The following is a 16,014-nucleotide window of genomic DNA, read 5'->3' as shown; positions in this document are numbered from 1 at the left end:
CACTGCGCTACAGGCCCTGGACGTGGCGGCGCACGTAGAAGCCCGCCGCGCCCAGGGCTCCGGCGATCAGCGCGCCGCCGAGGACGAGCTGCACGGTGCTGAGACCGCCGAGCGAACCTCCGTCGCCCGCGTGCACGCCGTGGATCTCGGTGTCGCCCCGGCCTGACACGGTCAGGGTCCGGCGCACGACGGTGCCGCTCTCGCAGCTCACGGAGACGGGGTAGGTGCCGGGTCTGGCCCCGGACGGGACCTGGAACTGGCCGACGACGTCGCCCTGTTGGGTGCTGGTGCGGAGCGGGAAGTCACCCGCTCCGAGGCTGTTGGCGTCACCTGTGGCGTTCCGGTCCTTGCCGCACGCGGCGGTGTTCGCGGTGACGGTGGCGCCGGGGCGGGCGTCGGCCGGCACGAGCTCCAGGGTGGCGGCCGACGTGGCGGGCTCGTCCCACGTGGTGCTGCTGTCGTCCCAGGCGGAGCCGTCCCCCTCGGCCCACGCGGTGGCGCACACGGGCGCCGCGAGGGTGAGGACGACGGCGGCAGCGGCGGCGGTCGGCAGAGTCGCGGTGCGACGCATGGGGTTCCTCTCCGGTGCGGCCGGTCGACGGCCACGGGTGCGGTACTCGGCCGAGCCAACCCCGCGCGCCCACCGTCCGCCCATCGAGGCGTCGGGTCGGGTGAGGGAAGGGGCACGGACGGGTGATCCCCGGAACGTGTCGGCCCTCTCCCCGTGGGCCCGCCGGATCGGTAATCTCCGCGTTCATGGACTCAAGGGCCCGGGCACTGTGGCTGCGCACCGAACCGCTGCACGCGGTCACCTACTTCGACGAGCACTGCCGCGGCCTGGGCAGGGCCCTCGGCCTCAGCGGCTTCTGGATGGGCTACTTCGCCGCCCGCACCGCCCCGCTGGGACCGGTGCCCGCGCCGGTCGCCGGCGCGGCGCTCGCCGTGTTCGCGCCGGACATGGTGGCCCGGGCGCTGCCCGCGGCCTGGTCCGTGCCCGGGGTCACCCCGGAGCGGGTGGTCGACGAGCGGGCCGTGCGGGCCGCGGCGGCGCTGCGCGCCGTCGCGCCCGGGATCGCGGCGACGGCCCCGCAGCTCCTCGGTCCGCTCGCGGCGATGGTCGCGGACGCCCCGGCGATCGCGCGCCCGCTGTTCGCCGCCAACCAGGCGCTGCCCGAGCGCGCCGACCCCGTCGAGCAGCTGTGGCAACTGACCACGTCCCTGCGGGAGTTCCGCGGGGACGCGCACGCGGCGGCGCTCGCCGACCACGATCTCGACGGCTGTGCGGCGCTGGTCCTCGCGGCGGCGACGGACCGGGTGCCCAAGGACGGGATCCGGCTGGACCGCGGCTGGAGCGAGGAGGAGTGGGCGGTCGCCGTCGACGCGCTGCGCTCCCGGCGGCTGCTCGACACCGACGGGCACGTCACCGACCTGGGCCGCACGGAACGCGCACACGTGGAGGACACGACGGACCGGCTGGCCGGCCGGCTGCTGCGCCCGCTCACCGACCGGGCGGCGGACCAGCTGCTCGCGGCGCTGAAGGAACCGGCCGGGCGGGTCACGGAAGCGAACGTGCTGCCGTTCCCCAACCCCATCGGACTGCCCAGGCCCCGCGTGGTGGAACCCGCCCGCTAGGGCCTGCCCCGCCGCCTTGCCCGCCTAGACGAAGCGGCCGTGCGTGCGGTGCGCCTCGACCAGCTTGACGCGCGCCGCCACCAGCCGCTGGGCCATCACCTCGGCGACCCCGTGCAGCAGGGCCACGCCCAGGGCCGGTTCCAGATCGCAGAGATTGCGCACCGCCGCGGCATCGAACTCATGGGCGCGCACCGGACTGAACGCCTCGGCGCCAAAGTCCCACGCGTAGGGCGCGAACAGCCAGGACCAGCCGAGCAGATCGCCCGGTCCGAGGGGATCGACGGGCAGCCGCTCCCGGTCGGAGACGCGGACGTCGAGGGTGACCGCGCCGGTCCGGATGATCCAGAACCGGTCCGCGATGTCGCCCTCCTCGAAGATCCGGGAGTCCTGTGGGAACGAGACTTCCCTCGCCAGGGGCATCAGACGATCGCGGTAGGCGCGCGGGAGCCGGTTGAGCAGTCGTGTCTGCGCTGTCATGGCGGAACACCTCCACCGTCGTGTCGTTCCAGCGTACGTACGCCGCGGCCGCACCCAGCGTGACCCCTGGCGTACCCAGCGTCGCCTCCCGCTCCTCACCAGGACAGCCGCCCCTGCTGGACGGCTGTCACCCGAAAAGGCTAACGGTGGACGGATTTGGCCGCATGTGGATCTCGCTCAGCTGCGGATGGCGTAAGCGGATCGCGGGCCGACGATCATGGCCCTACGTTTCCGCCATGGCGACTTTCATCCGCTTTTACCCCCGTATTACCAAGGCAGTTGTGCTGTCCGGCGCCTGCACCGTGCTCGCCGTGGGGGCCGCCGCTCCCGCCCCGGCCGTGGGGCCCGCGCCGGCGCCGCCCGCGGTGCCGTCGGTGTCGGCGCTGTCCTGGGAGGTCATGGACGCCCGCACCGGCGACGTCCTGGCGGCCAAGGCACCGCACCGCAGGCTGCCGCCCGCCAGCACGCTCAAGACCCTGTTCGCCGTCACGGTGCTGCCGAAGCTCCGTCAGAACCTCGTCCACCGGGCCACGTCGGCGGATCTCTCCGAGGTCGCCGAGGGCAGCAGCCTGGTCGGGGTCGACGAGGGCCACCGCTACACGGTCGGCGACCTGTGGCGCGGGGTGTTCCTCAGCTCGGGGAACGACGCGGTGCACACCCTCTCCCGGATGAACGGCGGGCTGCCCCGCACCCTGGCCCAGATGCAGGCGACCGCCCGCCGGATCGGGGCCCACGACACCCAGGTCCGTTCCCCCGACGGCTTCGACGCCCCCGGCCAGTACTCCTCCGCGCACGACCTGGCCCTCATCGCCAAGGAGGGCTTCAAGAACCCCGACTTCCGCCGCTACATGGGCACCAAGTGGGCGCGCTTCCCGGCCGCCGGGGGCCCGGACGCGTACGAGATCCAGAACACCAACCGGCTGCTCGTGGGCTCGCACGGCGTGGAGCCGTACCCGGGGCTCATCGGCGTCAAGAACGGCTACACCTCGCACGCGGGCAACACCCTCGTCTCGGCCGCCACGCACAAGGGCCGGACGATCCTGGTGACCGTCATGAACCCGCAGGAGGAGTCGTTCAACGCGGTCTACGAGGAGGCCCGCGCCCTGCTCGACTGGGGTTTCGCGGCGGCGCCGCTGCGGGCGCGGCAGCAGGCGGGCCCCCAACGGACCCCGGCGGTCCGGCACGTGACGGCGGCCCCGCCCGCCGCAGCCGCGCCCGCCGAGGCGCCCCACCCGGCGTCCGGACTCGTGAAGCACCTCGGGGCGGCGTCCGCCCTCGTCGTGCTGTCCGGCGTCTCGCTGCTGCTGCGCCGTCGGCTGCGCACCCGCCGCGGCACCCACTGACCGCCCCGCACCGCCCTCACCCGCGGCCGCGGCCACCCCGTTCGGCCCCCGCCGAATGGTCGACGTCCGGCGGCGCTCATAGCGTCGCAGGGGTCGCCCCTTCCTGGAGGATCCGTATGCGCTCCATATCCGTGCTGACCTCGGCCCTCGTCTCCCTCGCGGCGGTCGGCCTGACCGCGCCCGGCGCGGTCGCGGACGACGGCGGCACCCAGCCCGACGTCACGTCGTTCGGTTTCACGGTCACCCCGAGCACGGTGGCGGCGGGCGGCACGGTCACCCTCGGCTCCACGGAGTGCGACGTCCCCTCGGTGCGGGTCGACGCACCGGTCTTTGACGCGGTCACCCTGAACGAGGGGCACTCCGCCACGGCCCGGGTCTATCCCGACGCCAAGCCCGGCGCGCAGTACGACGTCACCTTCGACTGCAACGGCGAGAAGGGGCGGGCCACCCTCACCATCGCCACCGGCTCCGACCACTCCGGCACGACCGTCGACCGCGGCGTGAAGGCCGGTCTCGGCGGGTCGTCCGGCAGTACCGACCCGGCTCTGGTCGCGGCCGGCGGGGCGCTGATCGCGGGTGCCCTCGGCATGGCCGGTCTGCGGTTGCGCAAGCGCCGCTCCGACGCCTCCTGACGGCCCGGCAGCCGCCCGTGTCCCCGGCCCCCTCGAAGATCCGCCGGCCCTCGTGGTCGTTCCTCGCCGTGGTGCTGCTCGCCGGTGTGCTGCTGGTGCACCACGGCGTCTCGCAGGCGGACGGACCGCCGCAGCCGGAGCCCGGCGCGGCGAAGCTCGGCACGAGCACGCCGCCCGCCGATCCACTGTCCGCCTCCGTCCCGCGCCGGATCCGCATCCCGGAGATCGGCGTGGACGCGCCGCTCACCGAGGTCGGCCGTGACGCGGAGGGCTGGCTGGACGCGCCGCCGCCCCGGAAGGCGAATCTGGCCGGGTGGTTCACCGGCGCGGTCACCCCCGGCGAGCGGGGCACGGCCGTCATCGACGGCCATGTCGACAACGCCGAAGGGCCGGCCGTCTTCTACGGTCTCGGCTCGCTCAAGAAGGGCGAGCACATCGAGGTCGAGCGGGCCGACGGCAGGACGGCCGTGTTCGAGATCCACGGCATCGACGTGGTCGACAAGACCGACTTCCCCGACCGCCGGGTCTACGGCAGCACCGGCCTGCCCGAACTCCGGGTCATCACCTGCGGCGGCACGTACTCCAAGCGGTCCGGGTACGCGGGCAACGTCGTGCTGTACGGGCTGCTCACCTCGGTACGCGGCGGCTGACCCCGGTCAGTCGTGCGGCGCCCGGCCGGACACCCGGTGGTCCGCGTGGCTCAGCGCCTCCGTGACCAGGCGCCTGAGGTGTCCGTCGGTGAGCCGGTAGTGCATGTGGCGGCCTTCGCGGCGGGCCTCGACCAGGCCCGCCAGGCGCAGCTTCGCCAGGTGCTGGCTGACCGCGGTGCGGGACGCGTCGACCCGCTCGGCCAGGGACCCCACGTCGGACTCGTCGAGCTCGTCGAGGGCGAGCAGCCACAGCAGGTGCAGCCGCGTCGCGTCCGACAGCAGGGCGAACACCCGGGTCGCCTCGGCGAGACGGGCGCTGTCGGGATCGCGCAGATGCGCACCTGCCGCAGGTGGGATGGGGTCGCTGTCAGGCATGGGGCCCAGCCTAGGGCCGGTCCGCGGGACCTGTTGACTGCGGGACACCACCCCTTCATAGTCGTCATGTGCGCAGATGCGCACATGACGACTATGAACCGTGTGAGTCCGCCGCATGCCCACCGTCCTGCGCAACCGCACCTACCGTCATCTGTTCGCCGCCCAGGTCGTGGCGCTGGTCGGCACGGGACTCGCCACCGTCGCGCTCGGCCTCCTCGCGTACGACATGGCGGGCGCCGCCGCGGGTTCCGTGCTCGGCACCGCCCTCGCGATCAAGATGACGGCGTACGTGCTCATCGCGCCGCTGGTCGGCGCGTTCGCGGACCGGGTGCCGCGCCGGGCCCTGCTGGTGGGCGCCGACCTGATCCGGGCGGCGGTGGCGCTCGCCCTGCCGTTCGTCGACCGGATCTGGCAGGTGTACGTCCTGGTCTTCCTGCTCCAGTCCGCGTCGGCCGTCTTCACGCCGGCCTTCCAGGCCGTGATCCCTGACGTGCTGCCCGACGAGCGCGACTACACGCGGGCGCTGTCGCTGGCGCGCCTCGCCTACGACCTGGAGAGCCTGTTCAGCCCGGCGCTCGCCGCGGCCCTGCTCTCCGTGGTCACGTACGACCGGCTGTTCACCGGGACGCTGCTCGGCTTCCTGGTCTCGGCAGCGCTGGTGGGCTCCACGGTCCTGCCGCGCGCGGCGCGCCGCGCCCGTGCTCCGGTGACCGCCGGGGCGCGGCTCTTCCTCCGGGTGCCGCAGCTGCGGTCACTGCTCGCGCTGAATCTGGCCGTCGCGGCGGCGAGCGCCCTGGTGACCGTCAACTCCGTCGTCTACGTACGCGAGTTCCTCGGTCTGCCGGCGGGGGCGGTGCCGCTGGCGCTCGGCGCGTACGGGGCCGGTTCGATGGTCGTGGCGCTCGCGCTGCCGCGGGTGCTGGAGCGGGCCGGGGAGCGCGCGGTGATGCTGCGCGGCGCGCTGTCGCTGGGGCTCGTGTTCGCCGCGCTCGGGGTCGTCACGGCCTCGGGGAGCGGGAGTTGGCGGGTCGGCGCGCTGCTGGTCACGTGGGCGGCGTTCGGTGCCGGGTGCTCCGCGGTGCTCACCCCGGCCGGGCGGCTGGTGCGGCGGGCGGCGCCCGAGCGGGAGCGGACGGCGGCCTTCGCCGCGCAGTTCTCGCTGTCGCACGCCTGCTGGCTGGTCACGTATCCGCTGGCCGGCTGGGTCGGGGCCGCCGCGGGGCTGTCGGCCGCGGTGGTCGTGCTCGGGGCCGTGGCCCTGGCGGCGGCGGTCGGCGCCGTGCGGCTGTGGCCCCGGGCCGACGACGTGGTCGAGCACGAGCACGTGGGACTCGCCGCCGACCATCCGCACGTCAGCGGTGCGGTGCGGGCGGGGGACGGCTGGCGGCACAGCCATGCCCGACTGGCCGACGGACTGCACGCGGCACACCCCTGACCGGTGCCGCAGCGGCTCAAGGCACCATTCCCCCATGGGACTTCACGATCAGTACGGGCTGACGCAGGTCATCAACGCCAGGGGGCCGTTCACGCCGCTCGGTGTCTCGCGGAGCGACGAGCGGGTCACCGCGGCCGTCGCCGCGGCACTGTCCGGTTTCTTCGTCATGGAGGAGCTGCAGGACCTCGCGAGCCGGACCGTCGCCCGGGCCACCGGCGCGCAGGCCGCCACGGTGGTGCACTGCACCTCCTCGGCGATCACGCTGTCGGTCGCGGCGGCGATGACGGGCACGGCACCGGAGCGGATCGCGGCGCTGCCGGACACCCGCGGCATGCCCACGCGCGTCGTGCTCCCGGCCGGGCACACGGTCGACTACGGGCACCCCCTCGTCCAGGACGTCCGACTGGCGGGCGCCACCCCCGTCGTGTCGGGAACGGAGGACGAGTGCACCGTCGCGGACCTGGAGCGGGATCTCGCGCACCCGGACACCGCGTGCCTGGTCCTGGTGTCGTCGCGGCTGACCCGGGGCGCCCCGGTCCCGCTCGCGGACGCCGTGGCGGCCGCGCACCGGCGGGGCGTCCCGGTGGTCGTGGACGGCGCGGCGCAGGACCTGCGGATCGACGAACTGCTGGCCACCGGCGCCGACCTCGTCCTGGTCAGCGGCCAGAAGTACCTGGGGTCGCCGACGGCGGGCCTGGTGCTCGGGCGGGCGGAGGCGGTGCGCGCCGTACGGGCCCAGGAGAAGGGCATCGGGCGGGCGATGAAGGCGAGCAAGGAGGCCGTCATCGGTGTCGTCGAGGCGCTCCGGCTGCGCGCGGAGCTCGATCGGGTCGCCTGGCGGCGGGCACAGACGGACAAGGTCGCCCGCTTCGCGGCGCGGGTCTCGGCGCTGCCCGGTGTGGCGGGCACGGTCGTGGACGATCCGACGGGACTGCCGTTCCCGCGCGCGAACGTCGTCGTGGACCCGGCCGTGGCGGGGCGGGACGCCGCGGCGCTGGCGGCCGCACTGCGGGCGGGCTCCCCGCAGATCTGGGTCATCACGCAGCACCAGGACCGCGGCGAACTGCTCCTGGAACTCGTCCCGCTCACCGACGAAGAGGTCGCGGAGATCCTGCGCGCGCTGGCGGCCCTGCTGCCCGGCACGCCTCAACCGGCCTGAGACGAGGGCGCGTCGGCCCCGGCCCTCGCCAGGTCCGCCGCGCGACCGCGCAGCGTGAAGTCCGCCTCGGCCGTCTCCCCCGGCCGCACCTGCCTGCGCCGCGCCACCGGGTGCCGGCCGGGCGCCGAGGCCACCACGCCGACGTGTCCCTCGGGCAGGCCCGCCACCGCGTAGCGGCCCTGCGCGTCGGTGACGGTGGACACCAACTGCCGTCCGCCGCCGTCGAGTACGACGACCGCGGCGCCGCGCACCGGGTCCTGACCCGCGTCCCTGACCACACCGGTCAGGACGGGGTCCGGGTCGCCGAAGTGGTGGCGGTGCACCGGCAGCGCGGTCGGCACCGGTGTCTCCAGGACCGGGTCGTCCACCGGCGGCTCGGCGACCGCGGGCGCCGCCGCGGCCCCGTCCGCGGCGGCGCGCCGGTGGCGCAGGAAGTCGAGGCCGAGCAGGGCCGCGCCCCCGGCGATCCAGGCGCACAGCACGAGCACCGGCCGGAGCACGCCCGCGCCGCCGAAGTACAGGATCCCGCGCAGCGCGTCGACCGCGTTGGCCAGCGGCATGACGGCGTGCAGGGCCCGGTACGGCTCCGGCAGCAGGGGCGCCGGTACCGCTCCCCCGCTCGTCGGGATCGACATGACGATGAACAGCGTCATGCCGATCGCGGGCAGGAACCGGCGGGTGAAGGGCGCGAGCCCCGACGCGGTCGTGGCCACCGCCGCGGTGAGCAGGAAGGCCACGCCCGTCACGGCCGGGTCGGCGGGCAGATAGCCGAGCCCCGCCCCCACCCCGTATCCGACCGCTGCGAACACCGCGGCGACGACGGCGATCGCAAGGAGCTTGCGGCGCCGGTCGAGGGCGACGGCCCGCAGCAGGGTGGTGGCGAGGATGTACGCGGGGATGTTCCACGCGATGGCGAAGTAGAGGACGGTCGAGCCGAGCCGGTCCTCGTCCGTGGTCGGCGCGACGTCCCGCACCGCGAGGTGGTCGCTTCCGGCCACCGTGTCGAAGGCCGTGGTCAGGGCCTGTTCCAGGGAGGCACCGTTCGCCTTGGCCACGTAGAGCACGGGGCGGGTGCCGTCGACCGCGTAGCCGGCGGAGGCGTCCCGGTCGAGGACGGCCTGCCGGGCCTGCCGCGCGGTCGGCACGCGGGTGACGTCGAAGCCGCCGGGGTACCGCACGGCCAGCGCCTTCTCGACCCGGGCAGGTGCCGCCCCGTCCGCGACGGCCACCGTCACGTGGTGCGGCTCCGGCGCGTGCAGCGCCGGGGCGAAGAAGAAGAGGATCCCGAGGAAGAGGACCGCGGGGAACCAGACCGCTTCCGCCAACGCCCTCGCCGCCACCCCGCGCGGTCGCGCACCGCTCTCCACCGTGTCGTGCTCCGTTCCCTCGCCCTATTCCTGTACCGGTCGGCACAGAAATGACGAATGGACGGTACACGTACCTGTCGGTACATTAAAAACGTGGCCCGCCCCCAGAACACCGAGAAGCGCGTCGAACTCCTCCACCAGGTCGTCGCGTACGTCCAGCGGCACGGTCTGGCGGGGCTCTCGCTGAGCCCGCTCGCCGCGGAGATCGGCACGACGAAGCGCATGCTGCTCTACTACTTCGGCAGCCGGGAGCAGCTGCTCGCCCGGGCGCTGGCCGAGAGCCGCCCCGATGCCCGCGCCATGTTCGACGGCGTCGCGGACACCGAGGGGCTGCGGCGCGCGGCGGACGGGCTCTGGGAGGCCATCACGGTCGGCGAACAGGCGGGGCCGATCCGGATGCTGCTCCAGCTGCTCAGCCTGGCCGCGACGCACCCGGAGCAGTACGGCGGGCTGGCCGCGGAGACCGTCGAGGTGATGGTCGGCCCGATCGCGGACGCGTACGTCCGGCTCGGACATGACGGGAGCGTGGCGCGGGAGAACGCCACGCTCCTGGTGTCCGGTCTGCGCGGGCTGTGCCTGGACCGGCTGGTGACGGGGGACGCGGCCCGCACGGACGCCGCCGCCCGCCGGCTGATCGACGCCGCCGTCGAGCCGCGGACCGCCGGTCAGCCGAACATGCCCGGCACGTAGTCGCCCGCGGGCTGCCGGACGAGCACGTTCAGCCGGTTGTACGTGTTGATGAGGGCGATGAGCGACACCAGCGCCGCCAGCTGCTCCTCGTCGAAGTGCTTGGCGGCGTCGGCCCAGGCCTCGTCGCTGACACCGCCCGCGGCGTCGGCGATCCGGGTGCCCTGCTCGGTCACTTCGAGGGCGGCCCGCTCGGCGTCCGTGAAGACCGTGGCCTCGCGCCAGGCGGCGACGAGGTTGAGGCGCACCGAGGTCTCGCCGGCGTGGGCCGCGTCCTTGGTGTGCATGTCGGTGCAGAAGGCGCAGCCGTTGATCTGGCTGGCGCAGATCTTGACCAGCTCCTGGGTCGCGGCGGGCAGCGTCGAGTCGGTGATCGCCTTGCCCGCCGAGTTGATGTACTTCATGAACCGGCCGGCGACGGGGCTGCCGAAGATGTTCAGTCGCGCTTCCATGGTGTTCTCCTCGCTGCGTTCTCGTCCGTACACAGCCATGACGGAGCCCGGCGCGGAAGTGTGACAGCTCGGCCCGACGATTCTTCCGGTCCGGTCAGGGGACGGCGGGCGGGGCGAACGGCGGCGGTGGGGCGGCCGGCTGCGGCGGGGCGTCGGGCCGGGTGTCGTACACGACGCGGGAGAGCCGGAACGCGTACTCGAAGGTCTGGGTGAGGCCCTCCGCGATCACCAGATAGCCGTCACCGTCCTCGTAGACGGTCCGGCGCACCACGTTCAGCGGGTGCTTCGGCTCGAAGGCGAGGACGTGGCGGTGCAGGGCCTGCGCCGCCTCCTGCCGGGTGCCGATCACGTGCCCGACCGACCGGGTCGCCCAGCGGACCCCGCCGAGCCCGCCCTGCAGATGCGACATCATCAGGCCCCACGTGGCCCTGGTCCCGTCGTCCGTCACCGCTCCCCCGTATGTCGGTCGTGAGCGCCGACTCTGTCATACGGACAGGTCGGCCCCCGGGACCACCCCTGGTCCCGGGGGGCCGCGCTCACGCTCCGACGTAGCGGGCCAGGTGCTCCCCGGTGAGGGTGGAGCGGTCGGCGACGAGGTCGGCGGGGGTGCCCTCGAAGACGATCCGGCCGCCGTCGTGGCCCGCGCCGGGGCCCAGGTCGATGATCCAGTCGGCGTGCGCCATGACCGCCGGGTGGTGCTCGACGACGATCACCGACTTGCCGGCGTCGACCAGCCGGTCCAGCAGGCCGAGGAGCTGCTCGACGTCGGCGAGGTGCAGGCCGGTGGTCGGCTCGTCGAGGACGTAGACGCCGCCCTTGTCGGCCATGTGCACGGCCAGCTTGAGCCGCTGCCGCTCGCCGCCGGAGAGCGTGGTGAGGGGCTGGCCCAGCTTGAGGTAGCCGAGGCCGACGTCGGCGAGCCGCTCCAGGATCTTGTGCGCGGCCGGCAGCCTGGCGTCGCCCGCGCCGAAGAACTCCTCCGCCTCGGCCACCGACATCGCGAGGACCTCGCTGATGTCCTTGCCGCCGAGCCGGTACTGCAGGACCGACGCCTCGAACCGCTTGCCCTCGCAGTCCTCGCAGACCGTGGCGACGCCGGCCATCATCGCCAGGTCGGTGTAGATCACCCCCGCGCCGTTGCACGTCGGGCAGGCGCCTTCGGAGTTGGCGCTGAACAGGGCGGGCTTCACGTCGTTGGCCTTGGCGAACGCCTTGCGGATCGGTTCGAGCAGCCCGGTGTACGTGGCCGGGTTGCTGCGCCGGGAGCCCTTGATCGCGCTCTGGTCGACGGAGACGACGCCCTCGCCGGGCGGGATCGAACCGTGCACGAGCGAGCTCTTGCCGGAGCCCGCGACACCGGTGACCACGGTGAGGACGCCGAGCGGGATGTCGACGTCGACGCCCTGGAGGTTGTGCGCGGTGGCGCCGCGGACCTCCAGGGTGCCGGTGGGCTTGCGCTCGGTGTCCCTGACGGCGGCCCGGTCGTCGAGGTGCCGGCCGGTGACGGTGTCGCTGCCGCGCAGCCCGTCGACGCTGCCCTCGAAGCAGACGGTGCCGCCGGTGCTGCCGGCTCCCGGGCCGAGGTCGACGACGTGGTCGGCGATGGCGATGGTCTGCGGCTTGTGCTCCACGACGAGCACCGTGTTGCCCTTGTCCCGCAGGCGCAGCAGCAGGTCGTTCATCCGGCTGATGTCGTGCGGGTGCAGCCCGCTGGTCGGCTCGTCGAAGACGTACGTGACGTCGGTGAGCGCGGAGCCGAGGTGGCGGATCATCTTGACGCGCTGCGCCTCGCCGCCGGAGAGCGTGCCCGAGGGGCGGTCCAGGGCGAGGTAGCCGAGGCCGATCTCCACGAACGAGTCGAGGGTCTGCTGCAGCGCGGTCAGCAGCGGCGCCACCGACGGCTCCGTCAGACCGCGGACCCACTCGGCGAGGTCCCGGATCTCCATCGCGCAGGCGTCGGCGATGGAGATGCGCTTGATCTTCGAGGAGCGGGCGCCCTCGCTGAGCCGGGTGCCGTCGCACTCGGGGCAGACGGTGAAGGTGACCGCGCGCTCCACGAACGCCCGGATGTGCGGCTGCATCGCCTCCTTGTCCTTGGACAGGAACGACTTCTGGATCTTGGGGATCAGGCCCTCGTAGGTGAGGTTGACCCCGTTGACCTTGACCTTGACCGGCTCTCCGTAGAGGAAGGCCTGGAGTTCCTTCTTGGTGTACCTGCGGATCGGCTTGTCCGGGTCGACGAAGCCGGACTGGGCGTAGACCTGCACGGTCCACTGGCTGTCCGACTTCCAGCCGGGGATGGTGAAGGCGCCCTCGGACAGCGACTTGGAGTCGTCGTAGAGCTGCGTGAGGTCGATGTCGGAGACCGAGCCGCGGCCCTCGCAGCGCGTGCACATGCCGCCGGTGCGCTCGAAGGTGGCCTTCTGTGCCTTCGTCTTGTCGCCGCGCTGCACCGTGATGGCGCCGCTGGCGCGGACGGAGGCGGTGTTGAAGGAGTACGCGCTGGGCGGGCCGATGTGCGGCTTGCCGAGCCGGCTGAAGAGGATCCGCAGCATCGCGTTGGCATCGGTGACCGTGCCGACGGTGGAGCGGGGGTCCGCGCCGAGCCGCTGCTGGTCGACGATGATCGCGGTCGTCAGGCCTTCGAGCACGTCGACGTCGGGCCGCGCGAGCGTCGGCATGAAGCCCTGGACGAACGCGCTGTACGTCTCGTTGATCATCCGCTGCGACTCCGCGGCGATCGTGCTGAACACCAGCGAGCTCTTGCCCGAACCGGAGACACCGGTGAACACGGTGAGGCGGCGCTTGGGGATCTCGACGCTGACGTCCTTGAGGTTGTTCACCCGCGCGCCGTGCACGCGGATCAGGTCGTGGCTGTCGGCTGCATGCGGCTCGGGCGCCTGCGCGGTCGTCCTCTTGGCCATGTCCGTCGGTTCTCCATCTGCTCGGCGGGCGCCTGGTCGTGGCAAGTCTCGGCGAAAACGGGCCGCTGCGCCCCTGCTTTCCGGATCGGCGTCCGGGCGGCGGGGCGCAGCGGGGGTTCAGCGGTCCTGGAGCAGTCCGAGGACGTTGCCGTCGGGGTCGGTGACGGTGGCCACGACCCGGCCGCCGCCGACGTCGTGCGCGGGCTCCTTCACCACGCCGCCCGCGGCCGTCACCTCGGCCAGCTTCGCCTCGATGTCCGGTACGTGCCAGTAGGCGACCGGCGCGGTCATGGCCTGCGGACCGCCGCCCGGCACGAGGCCGATGTGCTGCCCGGCGACCTCGAAGCCGACGTAGTAGCTGTCGTCGACCTGCGGTTCCACGCCGAGCAGGGCCGCGTACACGCCCTTGGCCTTCGCCAGGTCGGACACCGGGTGCAGGACGGTCTTGATTCCCTGGACGGACGATTCGCTCATGATCTCTCCTGAAGTCGTGGCGGGCGACGGGATCGTTTCGTTCACGGAACGGAGATAGGTCCGGCATGCGGAGGTTCGTCCGTGATGACGGTTGATGCCCATGACTGCCACGCTAAGGGCCGGGTGGGAGCCGCGCTTCTCGATTCCTGACCGATCCGCTCCGCCCCAGGTGGGGCGGGCCTCAGGGGACGTCGGCGGTGCGCTCGGCCACGTTCAGGAGATAGTTCACCTTGACCCGCAGGAGCCAGGGGTCGACCGGCTTCACGAGCAGGTCGGCGACGCCCAGCTCGATCGCGGTGCGGGCGAGGGCGCTGGTTCCTATGCCGGTGACGAGGATGATGGGGATGTGCCGGGTCTGGTCGAGCCGGCTGAGGTAGGCGGCCACCTCCAGACCGCTGATGCCGGGCATCCGCACGTCGAGCAGGATCAGCCCGATGCCGCCGCGCAGGGCGATCTTCATCGCGTCGTCGCCGTTGTCGGTGCGCACCGTCGGGACACCGAGTGGTTCGAGGGCCGCCTCCCACGCGTGCAGGCTGGCCTCGCGGTCGTCCACCAGGAGAACCTTCGCGGTGTCGGCCATCGACCTTCAACTGCCTCCGTGGTAGGTCTCCTCGTGTGACGCAGTATCCCTGAAGTCGGCTTGTTCCGTGGACCGTTGGCACGCACCGGCCACGCCTCCGGCGGTCAGTCCGTCTTCAGGATCATCAGGCGCTCCGGGTTCGGCACGGGCACGAAACCGGCCTTCGCGTAGACCTCGTGGGCGTCGAGCGTGGAGAGCAGGAAGCGCTTGAGCCGGTACGGCGCGAGATGGTCGCGGACGGCGCCCGCGAGCCAGGTGCCGATCCCCTTGCCGCGGTGCCCGGGAGCCACGTAGACGTCGCAGAGCCAGGCGAAGGTCGCCAGGTCGGTGACCACGCGCGCGTACGCGGCCTGCGCTCCGTCAGGGTCGTGGACGGAGAAGTTGAGGGAGGCGCGGATCGACTGCTCGACGGTCTCACGGCTGCGGCCGAGCGCCCAGAAGGCGTCCGTGGAGAGCCAGTGGTGCACCCGGTCGACGTCGATCCGGTCCGGGTCGGTGCTGAGTGCATAGCCGTCGTCCCTGGTGGTGATCATGACGTGGGAGCGTAACGGGGCCACTTGGAAAATCCAAGCGATTTCTCGGCGATCTCTCGAGTGCGCGCCTCACGTGAATCCGCTGCCGTAGGGCGCGTACAGGTCGAGGAGCCGGACCCGGGCCGCCTGGAGCCGGTGGGCGAGGACCTTGCCCACCCAGAGCCCGAGCTCCCGGCCCAGCTCCCGGTCCTGGACGCACAGTTCACGCACCAACGCCGCGTCGCACTCGTGCGCGCGCACCGGTGTGACGGCCTCGGCGCCGAGTTGCCACACGTACGGCTCGAACAGCCAGGACCAGCCGACGAGTTCACCGAAGCCGAGGTTCTCGACGACGGCCGCGCGGCGACCCGGCACGCGCAGGTCGAGGGCGACGGTTCCGGTGCGGACGATCCAGAACCGGTCGGCGTGCCCGCCCTCCTCGAACAGCCGGGTGCCCGCCGGGAAGCTCACCTGGCGGGCGACGCGCATCAGCTGACCGCGGTGGACGGCGGGCAGGGCCTGCCCCAGGCGCGGCGTCGTGGTCGTGGTCATCGTCGGGCCTCCTCCGGGTGGCGGCGGTCCGCCGGGCGCCGGGGCGGCCACCCTGGCCCGTCCGTTTCCCGTCGCCTTCCAGGGTCACCCGGGCGGGGCGCGCCGGGCAGGGGCCGAGTGGTCCCCGTGCCGGGTCCGGTGCGCCCCACCCGGATGCCGTCCGGCCGCCGGCCGAAGTCGCCGGCCGAAGCCGTCGGCCGAAGCCGTCAGCCGAACATGCCCGGCACGTAGTCACCGGCGGGCTGCCGGGTGAGGACGTTGAGGCGGTTGAAGGCGTTGATGACGGCGATCTGGCACACGAGGGAGACGAGCCCCGCCTCGTCGTAGTGCTTCGCCGCGTTCTGCCAGGCCTCGTCGGTGACGCCGCCCGCGGCGTCCGCCAGCCGGGCGCCCTGCTCGGCCAGTTCGAGGGCGGCCCGCTCGGCGTCGGTGAACACCGTGGCCTCCCGCCAGGTCGCGACGAGGTGCAGCCGCGTCGGGTCCTCGCCCGCACGCACCGCCTCCTTGGTGTGCATGTCGGCGCAGAAGCCGCAGCCGTTGATCTGGCTGGTGCGCAGGTTCACCAGCTCCTGGGTCGCGGCGGGCACGGCCCCGCCCTGGAGCACCCGCCCGGCGGAGACGAGGTGCTTCATGAACGTGCCGGCGAGCGGGCTGCCGAAGAGGTCGAGACGGGCTTCCATGTGGGCTCCTGTGTCGTGGTGGGTCGGGATCGTGCTGTCCGTTCGACGCGACAGCCCGCCGGGATGTGATGCGGCCCGGCCCG

General features: G+C 73.2%; 19 protein-coding genes. 7 read left to right on the top strand and 12 right to left on the bottom strand.

Going from position 1 to position 16,014, the window contains the following annotated elements; genetic code table 11:
• Window positions 1-7: 7 nt before the first annotated feature.
• Window positions 8-571: a hypothetical protein gene (locus tag RBJ77_RS31905; RefSeq protein WP_372348149.1), complete on the bottom strand. Its 564-nt coding sequence runs from the start codon at window positions 569-571 to the stop codon at window positions 8-10.
• Window positions 572-756: 185 nt separating this feature from the next.
• Between RBJ77_RS31905 and RBJ77_RS31900 the strand changes: the two genes are divergently transcribed.
• Window positions 757-1,632: a hypothetical protein gene (locus RBJ77_RS31900; protein ID WP_372348148.1), complete on the top strand. Its 876-nt coding sequence runs from the start codon at window positions 757-759 to the stop codon at window positions 1,630-1,632.
• Between the two features lie 24 nt (window positions 1,633-1,656).
• On the opposite strand, the gene RBJ77_RS31895 is transcribed toward RBJ77_RS31900, so the two are convergent.
• On the bottom strand, window positions 1,657-2,109 hold the full coding sequence (locus RBJ77_RS31895) for a cyclic nucleotide-binding domain-containing protein (protein ID WP_372348147.1): 453 nt from the start codon (window positions 2,107-2,109) through the stop codon (window positions 1,657-1,659).
• A gap of 236 nt (window positions 2,110-2,345) precedes the next feature.
• Here RBJ77_RS31895 and RBJ77_RS31890 point away from each other — a divergent pair, with 236 nt between their 5' ends.
• The 3 genes from RBJ77_RS31890 (at window position 2,346) to RBJ77_RS31880 (ending at window position 4,734) form a co-directional block, all read left to right on the top strand.
• Window positions 2,346-3,452 carry a D-alanyl-D-alanine carboxypeptidase family protein gene (locus RBJ77_RS31890; protein WP_372348146.1) on the top strand — a complete coding sequence of 369 codons (1,107 nt, stop codon included), beginning with the start codon at window positions 2,346-2,348 and terminating at the stop codon, window positions 3,450-3,452.
• Window positions 3,453-3,568: 116 nt separating this feature from the next.
• A complete protein-coding gene (locus RBJ77_RS31885; protein WP_372348145.1) occupies window positions 3,569-4,084 on the top strand; it encodes a hypothetical protein in 516 nt (171 codons plus the stop codon).
• A gap of 17 nt (window positions 4,085-4,101) precedes the next feature.
• Entirely contained in the window at window positions 4,102-4,734 is a 633-nt protein-coding gene (locus tag RBJ77_RS31880) for a class F sortase (RefSeq protein WP_372348144.1), read from the top strand.
• Window positions 4,735-4,740: 6 nt separating this feature from the next.
• On the opposite strand, the gene RBJ77_RS31875 is transcribed toward RBJ77_RS31880, so the two are convergent.
• Window positions 4,741-5,109 carry an ArsR/SmtB family transcription factor gene (locus RBJ77_RS31875; RefSeq protein WP_372348143.1) on the bottom strand — a complete coding sequence of 123 codons (369 nt, stop codon included), beginning with the start codon at window positions 5,107-5,109 and terminating at the stop codon, window positions 4,741-4,743.
• Window positions 5,110-5,224: 115 nt separating this feature from the next.
• On the opposite strand from RBJ77_RS31875, the gene RBJ77_RS31870 reads away from it, so the two are divergent.
• A complete protein-coding gene (locus tag RBJ77_RS31870; RefSeq protein WP_372348142.1) occupies window positions 5,225-6,544 on the top strand; it encodes an MFS transporter in 1,320 nt (439 codons plus the stop codon).
• Between the two features lie 34 nt (window positions 6,545-6,578).
• Window positions 6,579-7,703, top strand: coding sequence for an aminotransferase class V-fold PLP-dependent enzyme (locus tag RBJ77_RS31865; protein ID WP_372348141.1), 1,125 nt, complete (start codon window positions 6,579-6,581; stop codon window positions 7,701-7,703).
• On the opposite strand, the gene RBJ77_RS31860 is transcribed toward RBJ77_RS31865, so the two are convergent.
• The gene (locus RBJ77_RS31860) at window positions 7,691-9,028 is read right to left on the bottom strand and encodes a carboxypeptidase regulatory-like domain-containing protein (RefSeq protein WP_372348140.1); all 1,338 of its coding nucleotides are present in this window, start codon (window positions 9,026-9,028) and stop codon (window positions 7,691-7,693) included. The genes RBJ77_RS31865 and RBJ77_RS31860 overlap by 13 nt on opposite strands.
• Window positions 9,029-9,163: 135 nt before the next feature.
• On the opposite strand from RBJ77_RS31860, the gene RBJ77_RS31855 reads away from it, so the two are divergent.
• Window positions 9,164-9,760: a TetR family transcriptional regulator gene (locus tag RBJ77_RS31855; RefSeq protein WP_372348139.1), complete on the top strand. Its 597-nt coding sequence runs from the start codon at window positions 9,164-9,166 to the stop codon at window positions 9,758-9,760.
• Here the strand turns inward: RBJ77_RS31855 and RBJ77_RS31850 are convergent.
• The 8 genes from RBJ77_RS31850 to RBJ77_RS31815 form a co-directional block, all read right to left on the bottom strand.
• Window positions 9,736-10,209 carry a carboxymuconolactone decarboxylase family protein gene (locus RBJ77_RS31850; protein WP_372348138.1) on the bottom strand — a complete coding sequence of 158 codons (474 nt, stop codon included), beginning with the start codon at window positions 10,207-10,209 and terminating at the stop codon, window positions 9,736-9,738. The genes RBJ77_RS31855 and RBJ77_RS31850 overlap by 25 nt on opposite strands.
• 94 nt (window positions 10,210-10,303) lie before the next feature.
• Window positions 10,304-10,657 carry a hypothetical protein gene (locus RBJ77_RS31845; RefSeq protein WP_372348137.1) on the bottom strand — a complete coding sequence of 118 codons (354 nt, stop codon included), beginning with the start codon at window positions 10,655-10,657 and terminating at the stop codon, window positions 10,304-10,306.
• 88 nt (window positions 10,658-10,745) lie between these two features.
• Entirely contained in the window at window positions 10,746-13,133 is a 2,388-nt protein-coding gene (locus RBJ77_RS31840; protein WP_372348136.1) for an ATP-binding cassette domain-containing protein, read from the bottom strand.
• A gap of 117 nt (window positions 13,134-13,250) precedes the next feature.
• Window positions 13,251-13,607, bottom strand: a complete 357-nt coding sequence (locus tag RBJ77_RS31835) for a VOC family protein (RefSeq protein WP_372348135.1) — start codon at window positions 13,605-13,607, stop codon at window positions 13,251-13,253.
• A 181-nt stretch (window positions 13,608-13,788) separates the two neighbouring features.
• Window positions 13,789-14,187 carry a two-component system response regulator gene (locus RBJ77_RS31830; protein WP_372348134.1) on the bottom strand — a complete coding sequence of 133 codons (399 nt, stop codon included), beginning with the start codon at window positions 14,185-14,187 and terminating at the stop codon, window positions 13,789-13,791.
• Window positions 14,188-14,291: 104 nt separating this feature from the next.
• A complete protein-coding gene (locus RBJ77_RS31825) occupies window positions 14,292-14,720 on the bottom strand; it encodes a GNAT family N-acetyltransferase (RefSeq protein WP_372348133.1) in 429 nt (142 codons plus the stop codon).
• A 69-nt stretch (window positions 14,721-14,789) separates the two neighbouring features.
• Window positions 14,790-15,251 carry a Crp/Fnr family transcriptional regulator gene (locus tag RBJ77_RS31820; RefSeq protein ID WP_372348132.1) on the bottom strand — a complete coding sequence of 154 codons (462 nt, stop codon included), beginning with the start codon at window positions 15,249-15,251 and terminating at the stop codon, window positions 14,790-14,792.
• A 206-nt stretch (window positions 15,252-15,457) separates the two neighbouring features.
• Window positions 15,458-15,931, bottom strand: a complete 474-nt coding sequence (locus RBJ77_RS31815) for a carboxymuconolactone decarboxylase family protein (RefSeq protein ID WP_372348131.1) — start codon at window positions 15,929-15,931, stop codon at window positions 15,458-15,460.
• Between the last annotated feature and the right edge of the window lie 83 nt (window positions 15,932-16,014).

The sequence above is a fragment of the Streptomyces sp. KL116D genome, from assembly GCF_030766975.1.
Taxonomy (GTDB): Bacteria; Actinomycetota; Actinomycetes; order Streptomycetales; family Streptomycetaceae; genus Streptomyces; species Streptomyces longispororuber_A.
The sequence above is the reverse complement of the archived record's forward strand: the minus strand, read 5'-3'. Positions and strand labels throughout refer to the sequence as shown.